Origin of the sequence: Kingella bonacorsii (assembly GCF_016623605.1) — a bacterium.
Lineage (GTDB): Bacteria > Pseudomonadota > Gammaproteobacteria > Burkholderiales > Neisseriaceae > Kingella_B > Kingella_B oralis.
This window is the reverse complement of the sequence record NZ_JAEHNZ010000003.1, coordinates 195,948-213,265: the sequence shown is the minus strand read 5'-3', so window position 1 is coordinate 213,265 and position 17,318 is coordinate 195,948. Positions and strand designations below refer to the sequence as shown.

At 54.1% G+C, this 17,318-nt stretch carries 20 protein-coding genes; 15 read left to right on the top strand and 5 right to left on the bottom strand.

Annotated elements, in window-relative coordinates:
- Positions 1-19 precede the first annotated feature (19 nt).
- The gene (locus JDW22_RS10005; RefSeq protein WP_003797344.1) at positions 20-166 is read right to left on the bottom strand and encodes a hypothetical protein; all 147 of its coding nucleotides are present in this window, start codon (positions 164-166) and stop codon (positions 20-22) included.
- A 151-nt stretch (positions 167-317) separates the two neighbouring features.
- Between JDW22_RS10005 and JDW22_RS10000 the strand changes: the two genes are divergently transcribed.
- From JDW22_RS10000 to JDW22_RS09960, 10 genes are all read left to right on the top strand, one after another.
- Positions 318-1,871 (top strand): L-lactate permease, encoded by a 1,554-nt coding sequence (locus JDW22_RS10000; RefSeq protein ID WP_200522938.1) that lies wholly within the window; start codon positions 318-320, stop codon positions 1,869-1,871.
- A 251-nt stretch (positions 1,872-2,122) separates the two neighbouring features.
- Positions 2,123-3,961: a glutamine--fructose-6-phosphate transaminase (isomerizing) gene (gene glmS, locus JDW22_RS09995; RefSeq protein WP_200522937.1), complete on the top strand. Its 1,839-nt coding sequence runs from the start codon at positions 2,123-2,125 to the stop codon at positions 3,959-3,961.
- Positions 3,962-4,100: 139 nt separating this feature from the next.
- A complete protein-coding gene (locus JDW22_RS09990) occupies positions 4,101-5,024 on the top strand; it encodes a hypothetical protein (RefSeq protein WP_200522936.1) in 924 nt (307 codons plus the stop codon).
- A gap of 145 nt (positions 5,025-5,169) precedes the next feature.
- A complete protein-coding gene (locus tag JDW22_RS09985; protein WP_200522935.1) occupies positions 5,170-5,571 on the top strand; it encodes a lysozyme inhibitor LprI family protein in 402 nt (133 codons plus the stop codon).
- A 230-nt stretch (positions 5,572-5,801) separates the two neighbouring features.
- Entirely contained in the window at positions 5,802-6,884 is a 1,083-nt protein-coding gene (locus JDW22_RS09980; protein ID WP_200522934.1) for a methyltransferase, read from the top strand.
- Complete coding sequence (locus tag JDW22_RS09975; protein ID WP_200522933.1) at positions 6,881-7,174, top strand: hypothetical protein; 294 nt, start codon at positions 6,881-6,883, stop codon at positions 7,172-7,174. The genes JDW22_RS09980 and JDW22_RS09975 overlap by 4 nt, the downstream gene beginning before the upstream one ends.
- 124 nt (positions 7,175-7,298) lie before the next feature.
- Positions 7,299-7,694, top strand: a complete 396-nt coding sequence (locus tag JDW22_RS09970; RefSeq protein WP_200522932.1) for a hypothetical protein — start codon at positions 7,299-7,301, stop codon at positions 7,692-7,694.
- Between the two features lie 419 nt (positions 7,695-8,113).
- Complete coding sequence (locus JDW22_RS09965; protein WP_200522931.1) at positions 8,114-9,037, top strand: Slam-dependent surface lipoprotein; 924 nt, start codon at positions 8,114-8,116, stop codon at positions 9,035-9,037.
- 127 nt (positions 9,038-9,164) lie between these two features.
- Positions 9,165-9,311: a hypothetical protein gene (locus tag JDW22_RS13720; RefSeq protein ID WP_235965482.1), complete on the top strand. Its 147-nt coding sequence runs from the start codon at positions 9,165-9,167 to the stop codon at positions 9,309-9,311.
- A 24-nt stretch (positions 9,312-9,335) separates the two neighbouring features.
- On the top strand, positions 9,336-10,583 hold the full coding sequence (locus JDW22_RS09960) for a surface lipoprotein assembly modifier (RefSeq protein WP_235965476.1): 1,248 nt from the start codon (positions 9,336-9,338) through the stop codon (positions 10,581-10,583).
- Here the strand turns inward: JDW22_RS09960 and JDW22_RS09955 are convergent.
- On the bottom strand, positions 10,576-10,719 hold the full coding sequence (locus JDW22_RS09955; protein ID WP_200522930.1) for a hypothetical protein: 144 nt from the start codon (positions 10,717-10,719) through the stop codon (positions 10,576-10,578). The genes JDW22_RS09960 and JDW22_RS09955 overlap by 8 nt on opposite strands.
- Positions 10,720-10,784: 65 nt before the next feature.
- Between JDW22_RS09955 and JDW22_RS09950 the strand changes: the two genes are divergently transcribed.
- A complete protein-coding gene (locus tag JDW22_RS09950; RefSeq protein ID WP_200522929.1) occupies positions 10,785-10,931 on the top strand; it encodes a hypothetical protein in 147 nt (48 codons plus the stop codon).
- Here the strand turns inward: JDW22_RS09950 and pseG are convergent.
- Both pseG and pseF read right to left on the bottom strand, forming a co-directional pair.
- Positions 10,905-12,578: a UDP-2,4-diacetamido-2,4,6-trideoxy-beta-L-altropyranose hydrolase gene (pseG, locus tag JDW22_RS09945; RefSeq protein WP_200522928.1), complete on the bottom strand. Its 1,674-nt coding sequence runs from the start codon at positions 12,576-12,578 to the stop codon at positions 10,905-10,907. The two genes, JDW22_RS09950 and pseG, sit on opposite strands and share 27 nt — an antisense overlap.
- Before the next feature lie 446 nt (positions 12,579-13,024).
- The gene (pseF, locus tag JDW22_RS09940) at positions 13,025-13,723 is read right to left on the bottom strand and encodes a pseudaminic acid cytidylyltransferase (RefSeq protein WP_200522927.1); all 699 of its coding nucleotides are present in this window, start codon (positions 13,721-13,723) and stop codon (positions 13,025-13,027) included.
- A 51-nt stretch (positions 13,724-13,774) separates the two neighbouring features.
- On the opposite strand from pseF, the gene JDW22_RS13985 reads away from it, so the two are divergent.
- Complete coding sequence (locus JDW22_RS13985) at positions 13,775-13,903, top strand: hypothetical protein (RefSeq protein WP_268884234.1); 129 nt, start codon at positions 13,775-13,777, stop codon at positions 13,901-13,903.
- 182 nt (positions 13,904-14,085) lie between these two features.
- On the opposite strand, the gene JDW22_RS09935 is transcribed toward JDW22_RS13985, so the two are convergent.
- A complete protein-coding gene (locus JDW22_RS09935; RefSeq protein WP_200522926.1) occupies positions 14,086-15,258 on the bottom strand; it encodes a class I SAM-dependent methyltransferase in 1,173 nt (390 codons plus the stop codon).
- 318 nt (positions 15,259-15,576) lie between these two features.
- On the opposite strand from JDW22_RS09935, the gene mraZ reads away from it, so the two are divergent.
- Genes mraZ through JDW22_RS09920 form a run of 3 tightly spaced genes read left to right on the top strand, consistent with a single transcriptional unit; the run spans position 15,577 to position 17,274 of the window.
- Positions 15,577-16,035 (top strand): division/cell wall cluster transcriptional repressor MraZ, encoded by a 459-nt coding sequence (mraZ, locus tag JDW22_RS09930; protein WP_003797290.1) that lies wholly within the window; start codon positions 15,577-15,579, stop codon positions 16,033-16,035.
- Positions 16,032-17,006, top strand: a complete 975-nt coding sequence (gene rsmH, locus JDW22_RS09925; RefSeq protein ID WP_200522925.1) for a 16S rRNA (cytosine(1402)-N(4))-methyltransferase RsmH — start codon at positions 16,032-16,034, stop codon at positions 17,004-17,006. Before mraZ ends, rsmH begins: the two co-directional genes overlap by 4 nt.
- A gap of 10 nt (positions 17,007-17,016) precedes the next feature.
- The gene (locus tag JDW22_RS09920; RefSeq protein WP_200522924.1) at positions 17,017-17,274 is read left to right on the top strand and encodes a cell division protein FtsL; all 258 of its coding nucleotides are present in this window, start codon (positions 17,017-17,019) and stop codon (positions 17,272-17,274) included.
- Positions 17,275-17,318: the final 44 nt, after the last annotated feature.

The window sequence follows — 17,318 nt, the reverse complement described above, 5'->3', positions numbered from 1 at the left end:
TTTAATGAAACTGCGTTCGTTATGTTTTGTTAAAACGAAATGGGTAAACAGAATAGGGCGGGCGAAACGATAGGGCGGATAAGGCGGTAATCTGCGCTGTGTGGCGCGAATGGTTGTGTTGTAATTGAGTTTTGGCTTGGTAGTCAATTTTAACAAAACTTTTCAAAATGAATTGACAAACTACATGTAATTACACACAATACGCGCCTACTTCGCAGCGGAGTTTGCCCGCGTGGCTGCAAAACGTGGGCTTAATCATTTTCAGGCTGCCTCAAATAAGGCAGATAACGATAACAAAAGTTCAGGAAAACACAACCATGAGCATTTTTCTCTCCATTTTCCCCATTTTATTACTGATTGTTTTGATGATAGGCGTGAAGCTGCCGGGCGACAAAAGCGCGGTGCTGGCGGTTTTGTCTGCCGTGCTGATTGCGGTTTTTGCCGTGCCAAACGTGAGCGGCTTCACCCCGCCGCAAGGCTACGGCGCAAGCTATGTGGGCTGGGCGTTTGTGGAAGGCATTTTAAAAGCCGTGTTCCCCATTTTAATCATTATTTTGATGGCATTGTTTAGCTACAATATTTTGCTGGAAAGCAAGCAAATTGAAGTAATTAAACAGCAATTTACCAATATTTCCAGCGATAAGCGTATTCAAGTTTTGCTGATTGTGTGGGGCTTTGGCGGCTTGCTGGAAGGCATGGCGGGCTTTGGCACGGCGGTGGCGATTCCTGCGGCTATTTTAATCGGCTTGGGCTTTTCGCCGCGCTTTTCTGCGCTGGTTTCGCTGATTGGTAACAGCGTGGCAACGGGCTTTGGCGCGGTGGGCGTGCCGGTGATTACCTTGGCAAAAGAGGTGTTTGGCTCGGAAGTTACCGCGCAGCAAACGCAGGCCTTGGCGGGCAATGTGATTTTCCAACTGTTTGCCTTGATGTTTCTGGTGCCTTTTGTAATTTTGCTGCTCACCGATACGTCTAAAAAATACATCGTGCCCAATATCATGCTGGCTGCGGTGGTGGGCGGCTTGTCGCTGGCGGTGCAATTTTGTGCGGCGTATTTTATCGGCGCGGAAACGCCAGCCATTTTGGGGAGCATTTCCTGCATCGTGTTCATCGTGTTATACGCCAAAATGACCGAGAAAAAAGACCCCGATGCCAAACCGCTTACCCTTGGGCAAATGGGCAAAGCATGGGCGGTGTATGGTTTTATTTTGGTGTTTATTTTGTTGGCAAGCCCGCTGTCTGGCCCGATTAGCGCGTTTTTGAAAACCACGCTGGTAAGCAAAATTCATTTGCCGATTTACGCCGAAGGCAAAACGTTTAACTTCGGCTGGCTGTCTAACGCGGGCTTGATGCTGTTTTTGGGCGCGTTTATCGGCGGCTTGGTGCAAGGCGTGTCGGCGGGCAAGCAGTTCCAAATTTTGGGCGCAACGCTGAAAAAAATGAAAGCATCGGGCATCACCATCATCAGCTTGGTTGCCATGAGCGCGATTATGAGCCACAGCAGCATGATTGTGGTGATTGCGGATGGATTGGTAAACGCCACGGGCAATTTTTATCCGCTGTTTGCGCCTTTGGTGGGGGCAATCGGCACGTTTGCCACCGGCAGCGACACCTCGTCTAACATCTTGTTTGGCAAGCTGCAAGCGGCGGTTGCCGACAAAATTGGCGTAAACAAAGCATGGCTGGCGGCGGCAAACACCGCTGGCGCAACAGGCGGCAAAATCATTTCGCCGCAAAGCATTGCCATCGCTGCTGCGGCGTGCGAGCAGCAAGGGCAAGAAGGCGCGTTTTTGCGCTCCGCCATGCCTTATGCCGCGGCTTATGTGTTGATTGCGGGGATTACCGTTTACTGTTTTGCCGCGCTGGCGTTGTGATGCGGTGAATCCGTTTTCAGGCTGCCTTGGGAAACCATATCAAGGCAGCCTGAAATTTTTGTAAAACCTGCAACAGCTAACTCGTTTTCAGGCTGCCTGCGAACTACATTGAGGCAGCCTGAAAACCTTATCGCGCGGATAAACCATCATGCGTATAATCCGCCGCTGATTGGTTTCAGGCAGCCTGAAAGTCGGGCAGCCTGAATTTTTGCAACCGAGCGGCAACGCTCAAAAGATACTAAGGAACAACTATGTGCGGTATCGTTGGCGCCATTCGCGCGCAAAATAATGTAGTGGATTTTTTAACCGATGGCTTAAAGCGGCTGGAATATCGAGGCTATGATTCATCAGGCATCGCCGTGTTAAGCGAAGGCAAAATCAAACGCGTGCGCCGAGTAGGGCGCGTTGCCTTGATGGAACAAGCCGCCAAAGAAAAAGCATTGTTTGGCAACATCGGCATCGGGCACACCCGCTGGGCAACCCACGGCGGCGTAACCGAACCCAACGCCCATCCCCATATTTCGGGCGGCACAATCGCCGTGGTGCACAACGGCATCATTGAAAACTTTGAAGCCGAGCGCAGCCGCCTGCAAGGCTTGGGCTATGCGTTTGAATCGCAAACCGACACCGAAGTCATCGCCCACGCCATCAACCACGAATACCAACGCAACGGGCGCGATTTGTTCGCCGCCGTTCAGGCTGCCTGCCGAAACTTCCACGGCGCGTATGCCATCGCCGTCATCGCGCAAGACAACGCGCAAAACATGGTAGTAGCGCGCATGGGCTGCCCGCTGCTGGTTGCCTTGGGCGAGCGCGAAACCTTTATCGCCTCCGATGTTTCCGCCGTGATTTCGTTCACGCGCAAAATCAGCTATTTGGAAGACGGCGACGTTGCCCTGCTGAGCGAAAACGGCATTGAAAAGCTGGTGGACAAAACAGGCAAAGCCGCCCAACGCGCGGTGAAAACGTCCGAGCTGTCGCTGGCATCGTTGGAGCTGGGGCCTTATAGCCACTTCATGCAAAAAGAAATCCACGAGCAGCCCCGCGCCGTTGCCGACACCGCAGAAGTGTTCCTAGAAAGCGGCTTTATCGCCAGCAATTTTGGCGCGAACGCCGAACACGTTTTTCAAGACATTGACAGCATCAAAATTCTCGCCTGCGGCACATCGTTTTATGCCGCGTCCACCAGTAAATATTGGCTGGAAAGCATCGCCAAAATCCCCACCGATGTGGAAATCGCCAGCGAATACCGCTACCGCGATGTGATTGCCCACCCCAAGCAGCTTATCATCACCATTTCGCAATCGGGCGAAACGCTGGATACGATGGAAGCGTTGAAATACGCGCAATCGCTGGGGCATCAACACAGCTTGTCTATTTGCAATGTGATGGAATCGGCACTGCCTCGCGCCAGCGAATTGGTGTTTTACACCCGCGCGGGGGCAGAAATTGGCGTGGCATCTACCAAAGCCTTTACCACGCAACTGGTTGCGCTGTTTGGCTTGGCGGTTACGCTGGGCAAAATGCGCGGCGTGGTAAGCCAAGGGCAGGCGCAAGATTATTTGGATGAACTGCGCGCCTTACCTGGTAGCGTGCAACACGCGCTGAACCTTGAACCACAAATCACCGCGTGGTCGGAAAAATTTGCCAAGAAAACCAGCGCGTTATTTTTGGGGCGTGGCATTCATTACCCCATCGCGCTAGAAGGTGCGTTGAAGCTGAAAGAAATCACCTACATCCACGCCGAAGCCTACCCCGCAGGCGAGTTGAAACACGGACCATTGGCGTTGGTGGACGAAAATATGCCCGTGGTGGTGGTTGCGCCCAAAGATGGCTTGCTGGACAAGGTGAAAGCCAATATGCAGGAAGTGCGCGCGCGCGGCGGCGAATTGTTTGTGTTTACCGATTTGGACAGCGATTTTGAGCCTGCGGAGCACGTACACATTATTCGTGCGCCGCGCCATGTGGGCGTGTTGTCGCCGATTGTACACACCGTTCCCGTGCAGCTTTTGGCGTATTACACCGCGCTGGCACGCGGCACGGATGTGGACAAACCGCGCAATCTGGCGAAATCGGTAACGGTGGAATAATTTGGCGCATACGACAGAGGCAGCCTGAAAATAGTTTTTCAGGCTGCCGTTGATGTTTTCAGGCTGCCGCAAATGTTTTCAGAACGCCGCAAATGTTTTACGTTAGAATAACACCTTTAAAAATGCTTTTATATTCAATATGCCATTCAATCCGCCCCAAATAGAAAAACGCCCCACCGAAGCGCAAATCCGCGATTGCGCTGAGCAACTGCGCAGCAAAGGCAAAAGCAACTACGGCGAAAGCGTGCAAAAATACGCGCAGCTGCGCCTTGCCGATTTAGCCCCGCTGCTTGCCGACTGGCAAAACGAAGCCTACGCCGCCGCGCTCAACCAGCCCACCCTGCCCAAAATCGCCGCCGCCATCCAGCTCAAACTCAGCCCCGCGCAATGCGAAAAAATGTTTACCGTGTTGCAGCAATTCACCGAGCAGGGCAACACCACCGCCGCGCTGTATCTCGCCTATCTATATAGCCAAGGCATCCACACCGAATCCTCGCTGCAAAAAACCGCGCATTATTTGCGCTTTGCCGCCGGCAAAAAAGACTGGCGCGCCAACCATTTATGGGCGGAACTGCTCGTTGCCGCGCCGCTTGCCGCCCGCGATTTAATCGGCAACGAAATCCAAGCCGATGCCGAAAAATGGCACGCCGAAATGCCCAAAACCGACCCCAAACGCATTGAACAAGCCCTGCGCCGTTTCTACGACACCCCCGCCGCCATGAAATACGCCGCCAAAGCCAAGCTCATCGCCGCGCAAGAACAAGGCAGCCCCATCGCCGAACAGCGCATCAAAGGCTTGACCACGCTGGGCGCGCTGCCCCACACCGACCCCGCCCCGCAATACCGCCAAATCAAGCACTGGCTGGACGTGCAACTGCTGCGCGGCGGCAACACTGAAACCGTGGAAGACGACATCCTCATCATGCCCGAGAACGTGCCGTTTTTGCCGCAAGCAGAGGACGACGGCATTTTCGCCGAACAATGGCGCAAACTCGCGCTCTACACGGGCATCGCCCTGGTTGCCCTGCTGGTGTTTACCGTGTTGATTAAACTGTTTGTGTGAGGCAGCCTGAAAACCTCAAACCGTGCTGTGGGCGCTATTTATTAAGCCGCGCAAAGGCAAGGGCAGGGCAGTTGCCAGTAGTTTCAGGCAGCCTCAAACGATGTGCGGCGCAACCAAATCCTCTTTCAATTATGGAACTCGTCAGATGAAACGCATCAGCACATTGTTTACCGCATTCTTGCTTGTCGGCGCATTTGCCGCGCCCGCGTTTGCCAAGGAATACAGCTACCCCGAAATGGACCAATGCTTTGAGCAACCCGAAGCCCAAAACGGTGTTACCGCCGCCATGCTAAATTGCACCAACGCTGAAATCGACCGCCAAGAAACGCGCATGAACAACGTCCTAGCCAAACTTGTCGCCAAGCACCCCAAAAAAGCCGCCCGCCTCAAAAAAGAGCAAGCCGACTGGCTGCACAAAATGAAACGCGCCACCCGCAAGGAATACACCAGAACAGGCGGCACCATGGATTTGCTCAACGGTTCGGGCTTGGCGCTGGATATGATTACCGCGCGCGCCGAGGCATTGGAAAAACGGTTGGCGCGATAGTATGACAGACGTACATTTTCAGGCTGCCACCATGTGTTGAGGCAGCCTGAAAACCGTTTGGCGATTTTGCTTTTGCTCATGGCGCAACGTTAAGCCGGCCGCATTGCCGAACACAACGATAGGGCAGCCTGAAAACCGATTCTGCCCCGCGCAAAACGCACTCCCGTTTTCACTTCGGTTAAACCGGTTTTCAGGCTGCCTGTTTCTCTTTCTTATCAACGATATTTCCCATGAACTACCGCAACGAATCCACCCAATCCCCGCCGCGCGATTTTGTCTTCGTCGCCGAAGCCTCCGCCAGCCGCATCATTCAGGCTGCCCGGCAAAGCATCGCCACCGTGTGGCAGGGCGATTATCACAACGCCAAGCAAGTGCTGGTGGCAATCAAAAAGCGCGTGAAACCCAGGCCCCAAGCCGAAGCCCCTGCGCACGCCGACCCCGCCTCCGCGTTTCACCAATACCGCCTTGCCCAATCGCAAGCCAGCCGTTTGGCGAACGCTTTGTGCGTGGAAATAGGCGCGGGCTTCGCGCTGGATTTGCCGCGTGCACCCGATGTTCAGGCTGCCTTGCGCGATGTGTATGGCGTTGAAAACACAGAGCCTTTTGTTTTGCCGCTGGCGCAACTGCTCGGCTTTATCGGCGCACACGAGTGGCATCAAAAAGGCGTAACCATTCCCGAATTGGGCGGCGCAATTCATGTGCCGTTTGGCGTGTTTTCGCCCATTCGCGGCGAATATTTATCGCTGATTGCCCAAGCCAAGCTGCCCGCAAACGCCCGCACCGCGCTGGATGTGGGCACGGGCAGCGGCGTGATTGCCGCCTTGCTCGCCCAGCGCGGCGTGCCCCGCATCATCGCCACCGACACCAACCCCCGTGCTATTTCCTGCGCCCAAGCCAATATCGCGCGGCTGGGGTTTGCGCCACAAATCAACGTGTTGCAACAAGATTTGTTTGGCGGGCACACCGCCGATTTAATCGTCTGCAACCCGCCGTGGCTGCCCGCCAAGCCCACCTCTGCCGTAGAAACCGCGCTATATGACCCCAAACACGCCATGCTGCACGCCTTTTTGCGCGGCGCGGCGGCACATTTGGCGCAGGGCGGGCAAGTATGGCTGGTGATGTCCAACCTTGCCGAATTGCTTGGCTTGCGCGGCGCACACGATTTGGCAAACTGGTTCGCGCAATACGGCTGGCGCGTGGTCGGCAGCCTGAAAACCACGCCGCAGCATCGCAAAGCCAGCGATCGCAGCGACCCGCTCGCTTTTGCCCGCCAGCGCGAAATCACCACGCTCTACATCTTGGAGCGCGCATGAACACTTGGCGCATCACTTCCCGCCTGCCCGATGAAGAACCCAACGCCGCCAATTTCGCCGCATACAGCCAGCCGCAGCTTATCGCAGGCGCATCGCCCGATGCCCGCTATCTTTTTGATGCCGTGTACGACCACAACGCCCAATGCTTCGTTTTAACCCTGCTGGATGTGAACGAAACATTCGGCTTTGTGGAAAACGAAACGCGGCTTTATCCCACCAGCCGCGCCGAATTGCTGCGCTTGATTGCCGATTTTCAGGCTGCCCCAGCGGCGCAGTTTGCGAGTGAATAGGCAGGCTGAAAACACGGTTACGCGCTTACGCGAAGCAAAAACGCAATGCCGTTTCAGGCTGCCTTCTCCGCCCGAATTGTGAAATAATAGGCAGCCTGAAACCGCATCAACACAGGAGTTTGCCATGTTTGCCAAAATCGCCGCGCCCGCTTTGCTCGCCCTCATGCTCACCGCCTGCGCCCTCACCCCCGAGCAACAAGCCGCCCGCGCCGCCGCGCAACAGCGTGCGCAACAAGCCCTGCAAGTCCATCTCGCCAGCCAATGCGATGCCGACACCGCCGCGCTGATGCGCGAACAATACGAACAACGCAGCTACCCCAGCGCACAAGCCAAGCGCGATTTTGAACAACGCTATCAAGCCAAAATCAACAACACCATGTTCCAAGCCTGCTACAAAATGGCATGGCAAAACTACCTTGCCCAACGGCGGCTAGAACGCATAGAAATGTTTTACGACGACGATGACTGGTTTTTCCCTCGCCCATTTTATCGCTCGCCATTCCGCCCTATTTTTTGGTAACAAAGGCAGCCTGAAAACGCATTCCCACACGTTTTCAGGCTGCCTTTTGCTAAACAAAACGTAGCGCAGTTTGAATCATTTGCCCCACGCCAATAGGCAGCCTGAAACTTTGGCAAATCAGCAACCAATGCCGCACCCAGCCTCACAACATTGCCAACTCATCAACCTATTGAACACGCCATTAAGCAACAAACCATCGCCGCTTCATTTTTAGATTTCAGGCTGCCTTAAAGAAAAGCAAACCGCTCGGCTTGCCTCAATCCCCATTTCTCATCGCTGCAACACATTGTTTCCGTTGATTTTCTTATTAAAATAAAAGACAACAACTTGTTTATTTGTAAAAAATTGTTATCATGCCGCCCCAGCCGTTTCGGCTAAAAACACGTTTTAAAACTTGATGAAAAGGACGATTCTATGAAATGAAATTAACCGTATTGGCTTGCGCCGCATTATTAGGCTTAACCGCTTGCGGTGGCAGCAGCGGCTCGGGCGGGCTGAATTACAACGGCGGCTCAAACAACAACAGCGGCGCAAACAACAATGGTTCAAACAACAACGGCTCAAACAATGGCGGTGCAAATAATGGCAATGCCAATAACAACGGCGGTTCAAACATCGGAGGCGGTTCAAATTTAAACAACGGCGGCGGTTCAAATAACAACAGCATCGCCCCCGCGCCTGCGCCCGCCCCCAGCCCATCGCAAAGCTACGATGGCGTTGTTATCCCTGGGGAAATTGACAACGGCGGCAAAACGCCCACCCAAACCATCAGCAGCAACAATTTTGACAAAATCACCGTAAACGGCATTGACATCACCCTAAAACGAGAAGGCATTTCCGCAGGCACGTTTACCCGCATCACACAAAGAGACGAAACCACCGTGGTAAGCGGCAACTACCTCAGCCATATGCGTTTTGGCTCCTACACCGATGTAAACCACAACAACAACCCCAATTTCAACCCCGCCTATGTGTTCGCCCTCGGCAGCGTTACCCCCCAAGCCGATATGCCCAAATCAGGCAAAGCCACCTACTCAGGTTTAGCCCTAGCCAGCCCTATCGGCGGCGGCGTGTATGAAGAAGGCACATCCACATTTAATGTAGATTTTGGCACGAAAAAACTAAATGGCTCGGTGAGCGTGGGTCGCTGGAATCCCGTTTCTTTAACGGCAAAAATCGACGGCAACCAATTCTCTGGTACTTCAACAGATGGGGTTAAAACTTCTGGTCGCTTCTATGGTCCACAAGCAGCTGAAATGGGCGGAGTATTCAATGGAGAAGTTCCTGCACCAGTTGGTGGCGGTACTTTCAAATGGATTGGCTCGTTTGGCGCGAAAAAATAATAATTTAGCGTGAATAAACCCACTTGGTTTTAAACCGAGTGGGTTTCCCATTTTTTTATTTTCAGGCTGCCTTTTTCAGGCTGCCTTTTTCAGGCTGCCTTTTTCAGGCTGCCTTATGGAATGTTTTATGAAATATCTGCCTTTTTTATTGCTGACTGTAACCTTTTACACCCAAGCCGCGCCCGTTGCTACGCCGCTTAATCCTGTGGCGGATTTAACCGAGGAACAAATCCAACAAACCGAACGCCAAAATCAGCAAAAGCAAGCGGCGTAAAATGGCGAAAAAACATCGGTTTCCATGACGGAAGAAGAGCTGTTGCAACGCCCTGATTTGCTTAAAAACGCGCTGGACACGGCAAATGCGCAGCACAATATTGAAAACATTCGTTTTTTGCTGCCGTTGTATCGCAGGCTGCCTGCCGAGCAGCAGGATTCTGTGCTGGCGCGCTATTCGGAAGGGCTGGTGTTGCTGGCGGATGATAAGCACGAGGCGGCGGAAAAATTATTTAACGAAATTTTGGCGGAACATCCTGATTACGCGCCTGTGCGCTTGCAGTTGGCGTTGAGCCAGTCGCAAAACGGCAAGCAGCGCGAGGCGGCAAATGAATTGAAAACCTTGAAGCAAACGCCTGATTTGCCTGCGCCTGTGGCGCAATATATTGACCAGTTTGACGCGCATTTGCAAAAAAGCAAGGCGTGGCAGTTCAACGCCAATGCGTATTATCTGCAAGACAGCAATGTGGGGCGCACGCCCGAGCAGCGCACTTATGGCTATTGGCGTTTTGCCGAGCCTAAATCGGCGCACGGCGTGGGCTATGAGCTATCGGCGCAAAAAACCACGCCGATTAAGGGGCATTGGGCGGCGCGGGTGAATGCATCGGCGTATGGTAAGTTTTATTGGGATGCGCACGATTATGATGATTTGGTTACGCGGCTGGAAGCGGGACCGGTGTGGCGCGATGCGAAGCAGGAGGTTTCGCTGTTGCCGTTTTATGAGAAACGCTGGTATGGAGGCAAGGCTTATTCCTACACAACGGGCGGATTGATGCGTTATTCGCGTGTGTTGTCGCCCAAATGGCAGGTGTTTACGGCTTGGCAGTCGGGCTATAAAAAGCATGATAAGCGCACGTTTTTAGATGGCGCGTCGCATTTGGGTACGGTGTCGCTGCTGTATCGCACGTCGCCTTATCAGTATTTTGTGGTGAGCTGGGGCGGCGGGGAAAATTCGGCGAAGGATAAATCGGAGGCGTATCGCTTTGGCAATTTGGGCTTGGGCTGGAATCGGCAATGGGGCAGCCAGCATAGTTTGACCACTTCGCTGCATGGTAGCGTGCAAAAGCGTAAGTATCGCGCGGAGGATTTTTTCAATATCAAGCGCAACGAGAAGGAGTATTTCACGCGCTTGTCGCTGTCGCATAAAAAGCTGGCGTGGCGCGGGTTTGAGCCGCGTTTGAACTGGACGTGGTCGCACGTGGACAGCAACCATTTTTATTATAAGTATGACAATCATCGGGTGTTTTTGGATGTGTCTAAGCAGTTTAAATAAGTGAGGGGATGCGATGAGGCAGCCTGAAAATGCGTGGGGGCGTTTTCAGGCTGCTTTTGTTTGTGGTGATGGAGACTGGGTGGAATGTGTAGTGATTCAAAAAGTAGGGGGTGTGGTTTTGCCGCGCATTATTCATTTCATTGAGCATTGCTAAACGGTACGTGGCACAGCTACACACCCTACTTAACATGGTGTTGCTGATTGGCAAAATGTCGGCGAGCCGCCGACGCTCCATGTGTGTGGAATACGATTGAGATAAGGCAGCCTGAAAACGTGTGTGATTTTGTTTTCAGGCTGCCTTTGGGTTGGTGGGAAGCAGGATTATTGCCAAGCTTCGCCGGCGTGTAGTTCAAATGGGACGATGTTGTCGTCGTGCAGGCTGTTTTCAGGCTGCCTGAAACCGAGTTTGCGGTGCAGGGCGATGCTGGCAGCGTTGTGGCGCAGGGCTTGCCCGTGCACGGTGGTTGCGCCCAGTTCGCCAAAGGCGCGTTGCAGCAGTAGGTTGCACATTGCGCTGCCGTTGCCGCTGCCGCGTGGGCAATCGGGGGCGAGGTAGAAGCCCCATTCGTATTCGTTGGGGGCGATGCGTTTCAGGCTGCCGTAGCCTTGGGGGGTGCCGCCGAGTGTGTAAACGTACATTTTGAAGCTGGGGTTGGCGAGTTGGGCGGCGAACCATGCTTGGTGTTGGGGCAGGGGGATAGGGTCGGGTTGGAACATCATGGCGCGGATGCTGGGGTGGTTGCGCCATGCGTGGATGCGCGCGCAGTCGGCAGCGGTGGCGGGGCGCAGTTGGGCTTGGGGGGCGGCGGTGAGTTGGGCGATGTGTTGGGCGACGCGCGCTGCGCCGTGGGCATCGCATAGTTGGGCGGCGGCTTGGCTGATGCGGTGTTGGTTTTCAGGCTGCATCAGGTGGGTGAGGGTGGCTTGGAAGGCGGGGCTGTGGATTTGGCTGGCTTCTAGGGCGAGGGCTGCGCCTGCGCGTTGCAGTTGGGCGGCGATGGAGCGTTGGTTGTCGGCGATGGTGAGGAGCAGGGTGGGTACGCCGAGGGCGCAGCGTTCCCATGAGGTGCTGCCTGCTGCGCCGATTGCCCATGTGGCTTGGGTCATGAGTTCTGCCATGTTGTGGGCGTTGGCGATGACTTGGCCGGGGTAGGGGGCGGTGGCGGCGTAGCGTTGCACGCTGGCGAGATGGGGGGCGGTTGCGCCCATGATGATGGTGGCGCGGATGGGTAGGGCTTTCAGGCTGCCTGAAACGTAGGCGGATAGGGCTTGCAGCACGGCTAGGGTGTGGTTGTCTTTGTCCACGCCACCTAGGTTGATTAGAATGTTTTGGCTGTGCGGCAAGGCGGTTTCAGGCTGCCTTGCTGGGGGCGTGGCGCGTTGGTGCAGGCTGATGGTGCGGTGTTGGGCGAACTCGTCGCGCAGTAGGGCGTAGCGTGTGCCTGTTAGGATGCGGCAGCTGGGCGGGACGAGTGGGGCGTAGTCGGCGGCGGTGTGGGCGTGGTTTTGGTCTAGCAGCAGGTCGGCATCGTGGGCGCGGTCGTGTAGGTCGTCTATCACCATGATTTTGCTGTGGCACAGGGCGCGGGCGGCGGTTTGCCATGCGGCGGCTAGGGCGTAGTGGTCGCAGATTATCCAGTCGGGGGCTAAGGCGCGGATATGGGGGGCGCAGTCGGTGATGTCTTGCGCTTGGCTGGTGGCAAGCCATGCGGCGTGGGGGATGGCGGGCGCGGGCGGGCTGGGTGGAAGCTCGTTGCACGCGGTTTCAGGCTGCCTTTGGGGTTGGGCGGACGTTGTTGCGTGGTCGGGCAAGGGCAGCAGGATGCAGTCAAAGCCTTGCTGGCGGATGGTATCGGCAAGGTGTCCTTGATGGGCGCGGGTGATGAATGTGATGCGGTGGTGCTGTTGGCGCAGTTTGTGGGCGAGGGTGAGGCAGCGCATGATGTGCCCGCTGCCGATTTGCAGCGATGCGTCTGCGCGGATAAGGAAGTGCATGGGGAGACCTTTTGGGGAGCAGTTTGAAACGAAGTTCTGTGAAATCAGAATAGCATTAGCTGTGTTTCGGTAAACATTGGTGATGCGTTTGCCTTTGCGCCTTATCGCGGCGCAGGCGACTTACTTTCTTTGCTTCGCCAAAGAAAGTAAGCAAAGAAAGGCGACCCCGACGTGCAGGTTCGCTGCGCGAACTTCCCTCACTCCACATCCTTTTTTCGACGCGTGCGAACTAGCCGCACTTCGTGCGTCGTCGAACAAGCGCACGCTTTTTCCCGAAAAAAGGACGCTCTGTTCGGCTGGACGTAGGGGAGAAAGCAGTAGCATCAACCTGTTGCGATAGATTAGGCAGCCTGAAAAGCCGATTTACTCAGTTGGCTCAACATCAAGCGGTTTTATTTTTTCAGGCTGCTTATTGGCGTTGAGTAAAGATGCAGCCTGAAAACGGTTTATTCGCTTGCTTGCTCTTGCAGCACGCGATACAAAATTTCGGCGCGTGTCCAATCTTCGGGTGTGTCAATGTCTTGCACGCGGTGGCGGGGGATTTTGATGCCGATGCTGTGGCTGTTGAAAATGGGTTTTTGCGCGAGCCACGCGGCGGTTGTGCCCCAGTAGAACTGCCCTGCGTCGTGCCATGCGGCTTCTAGGTCTTGGCTGCGGACGGCGAAGTTTTCGGGCTGGAACATGGCAACTTGGTTGTGTTCGCGCAGTTTGAGGGCGCGTTGGATGGGGAAAGGGAAGCTGGTGATGCTGAATGCGTAGTCGGCATGGGATTGGGCGAGCGCAGTTAAACCTTGTTGCAAATCATGGGGTTGTACAAAGGGCGCGGTGGCGTAAAGGCAGCAGGCGGCGTTGCCTTGCCAGCCGTGTTGTTGCATCCATTGCACGGCATGGGCGATGACTGCGCCTGTGGTGGCATAGTCGTTGGCGAGTTCGCGCGGGCGCGTGAACGGGACGCTTGCGCCGTATTGCTGGGCGATGGCGGCGATTTCGGGATCGTCGGTGGAGACGATGATTTGCGAAAAGCAGCCTGAATCTTGGGCAGCGGCGATGCTGTGGGCAATCATGGGTTTGCCGTTGAACGGCTTGATGTTTTTGCGCGGGATGCGTTTGCTGCCGCCGCGGGCGGGGATGATGCAGAGGGGCATGGCGGGTCTCTTGGTTGGGATTGTTGCGGATGGTGTTTTCAGGCTGCCTAAATGGGGCAGGGCATTGTGGTAAACGGTTACGATAGGCAGCCTGAAAAAAGGTTTGCGCTTTGCGGTAAGCGCGGGCGCGGGCTAAACGTTTTGTTTTTCAGGCTGCATCAGGCGTTTGAGGCAGCCTGAAATCTAAAATGGAGCGGCGACGGCTCGTCGCCAAATTGTCGTGTTCAACAGGGTTTTACGGGATGGCAAGAGGTCGGCGAGCCGCCGCGGCATCGGTTGCGTGCTCGGTGCAGGTTTCAGGCTGCCTTTATTGAACCGCGCAAGCGCAATCCGCAATACATATCAGCAGCCTGAACCCCCGTTCACAGCTTATGGCACATATCCCCTCGCGCAAACCCCGGCCAATCCACTTCCACGCCCCTGCCAAAAGCCATCACTTTAAACAATTCGCCCATCTCATGCTGCGCAGTGAGCGTATTGACCGCTTGGGCAGCCTGAAAATAGCTGGGCGTGTCGGTTTCGGGGAACTGCGCCGCGAGCAAATCCAAAATGCCCAAATTGTATAAAAAAGTCGCTTGATTGGTGTAGCCGATTAAATCCAAGCCCGCGCCGCAGCCCGCCGCCGCGATGTCGCTAAAATTAACGTGTACCGTCAAATCCGTCAGCCCCACGCGAAAAAACGGGTCGTGGATGCTGTGGTGGCGATGATGCCCAATCAGCGTACCATCGCTGCGCTCGGGGTGGTAATACTGCGCCGCGTCAAAGCCATAATCCAGCCAAATCATCGCGCCGCGCGTGAGCTTTTGCGCCAGCGTGCGGATAAAAGCGTGCTGCGCGGGATGCAATTCGCTGGTGTAGTCGCCCGTGTATGGCAGCAAAGCAGGGTCGGGAAAATAATTTAAGGCAGCCTGAAAAAGGTCGGGGTCAAGCAACGATTGATAACGCAGCGCAAACCGCTCCGCTTCATAGCCCACACACACGCGCGAAAAATCGCCGTTTTCATGACGGCAAACGCGCTCAATCGGCATTGCATCCAACACCTCATTGCCCAGGATAACGCCGTCAAAAGAACAGGGCAGGGCGGATAAGTGCTTCACTTTATGCGCTAAATTTGGCGCGTGTTGCTGAATGTATGCCCGTTGCCGCGCCGCCAATTCGGGCGACAGCTCCATAATATAATAAGCATTCAGGCAGTCTGAAAGCGCGTTTAACAAGGTTGCCGCCAGTGCACCCGTGCCCGCGCCAAATTCATACACATTGCCTGCCGTTTGCGGCAGCAGCGGCGCAATTTGCCGCGCCAGAGTTTGCCCAAACAACGGCGACAACGTGGGCGCGGTAACAAAATCGCCCGCCGCGCCAATTTTATGCGCCCCGCCCGTGTAATAACCATATTGCGGTGCGTAAAGCGCAAGCTCCATAAAACGCGAAAACGGTATCGCGCCATGTTGGGCAATTTCGGCGGCGATAATCTGCGCGAGCGCATCGCTGGCTTGCTGTTGATTGCTATCCAAATGTGGGATTTGTGTTGAACTCATAAGGTTAAGTTATGTAAAAGTGTGAAGCGGAAAAGCTATTATAAATGGCTTTGTTGGCGCGTGCGAAACGAAGTGGTTTTGAGCACGCTTTGTTTTTATTGGTAAAAAATTTTCCATGTTTTTTCAGGCAGCTTGAATGCGTTTTCAGGCTGCCTGAAATGCGTTTAAAAATGAAATTTTAATATGTTTTTAAAGAGTTAATTCTAGTTGGACAATTTGACCGACAGCCGTTTTTTGCTTATAGTGTAGTCATGTGGGGAGAAGTGGTGCCAAGTGGTAAAACTTTCCCAAATTGTAAAACCAACCCGATTTTTAACTATGTTTCGCGGCTCACACGAATTAACCCTTGATAACAAAGGACGATTGGCGATTCCGGCCAAGTTTCGTGATGCCCTGTCGCGCGATTTTGACACGCAACGCATCGTTGCCACGTTGGATAGTCGCGACCGCTTGCTGTTTTATCCCGAAGGCGAGTGGGAGAAAGTGGAGCAACAGCTTTTGTCGCTCAACGTAAAAGGCAAGCCCAATTTGCAGCTTTATCAAAATTTGCTGCTGCACAATGCGGAAACATTGGAATTAGATAGCGCAGGGCGCGTGTTGCTGCCGCAAAATCTGCGCCGTTTGGTGAATTTTGATAAAGATGTGATGCTGGTGGGGCGCGTGAATCGTCTTGAACTTTGGGGCTTGGAACAAAAAATGGCAGAAACCGAAAAAGCCTTGTCTATTGACCCCGATGAGCTGGATTTTGATTTAAGCCAAACCGATTTGCAATTATGAATTTAGCTGAAAAACCTGAACCATTTCAACACATAACCGTTTTATTGAATGAAGCTGTTGATGCGCTGAATATTCAAGAAAACGGTATTTATGTGGACGGCACGTTTGGGCGCGGCGGGCATTCGCGTTTGATTTTGTCCAAGCTGGGCGCAAAAGGGCGGCTGGTGGTGTTTGACAAAGACCCGCAAGCGATTGCGGTGGCACGAGATTTGGCGGCGCAAGATGCGCGTGTAAGCGTGGTACACAATGGCTTTTCCCATTTTCAGGCTGCCTTAGATGAACTGGGCGTGGCAAAAATTGATGGCGCGTTGTTTGATTTGGGCATTTCTTCGCCGCAAATTGACGATGCGTCGCGCGGGTTCAGCTTTCGCTTTGATGCGCCGCTGGATATGCGCATGGACACCACGCGCGGGCAATCGGCTGCCGATTGGCTAGCGGTTGCCGGCGAAGATGAAATAAACGAGGTAATCAAGAATTATGGTGAAGAGCGGTTTAGTCGCGCGATTGCGCGTGCAATTGTCGCGCAGCGGGGCGAAACGCCCATTGATACAACCTTCAAGCTGGCGAAAATCGCGGCGCAATGCGTCCGTACTCGTGAGCGAGGACAAGACCCTGCAACGCGAACCTTTCAAGCCATTCGCATCTTTATTAACCGCGAGCTGGACGAAATCCAAGCGGTCTTGCCGCAAGCGGTTGAACGATTGAATTTGGGTGGGCGATTGGCGGTGATTGCGTTTCATTCGTTGGAAGATAGGCTGGTGAAGCAGTTTATCCGTCAATATGCTACTCATGCGCCGTTGCCCAAATGGGCGATGGTGCGCGATGCAGATTTGCCGCAGCCGCCTTTGTTGGCAATCGGCAAGGCGGTTAAGGCAAGCGCGGCGGAAGTGGCTGCCAATCCGCGTGCGCGTTCTGCGGTGCTTCGTGTGGCGGAGCGCACGGCAGGGCAATTTGATTTTCAGGCTGCCTAATGGGGTGAAGATGTCTAAGTTAAATTTTATTTTGCTGGTTTCCGTTACGCTTTCGGCGTTATATGTAACCGATTTGCGCATGGGGATTAAGCGGCAAACGCACCTTTATGGCAAAGGACAAGAAGAGAAAATTCGCTTGAATCAAGACCATGCCGAGTTGGTTTACGAGCAAAGCAAGCTGTCTGATTCTAAGCAAGTGGCGCGAGCTGCTGAAAGAATGAAGATGAGCGCACCTACATCAGAAAATACGGTGGCTGTTGGTTATTAAGTAGTTAAGAAGTTAAGAAGAACACGATGTTAATCCATAATGAA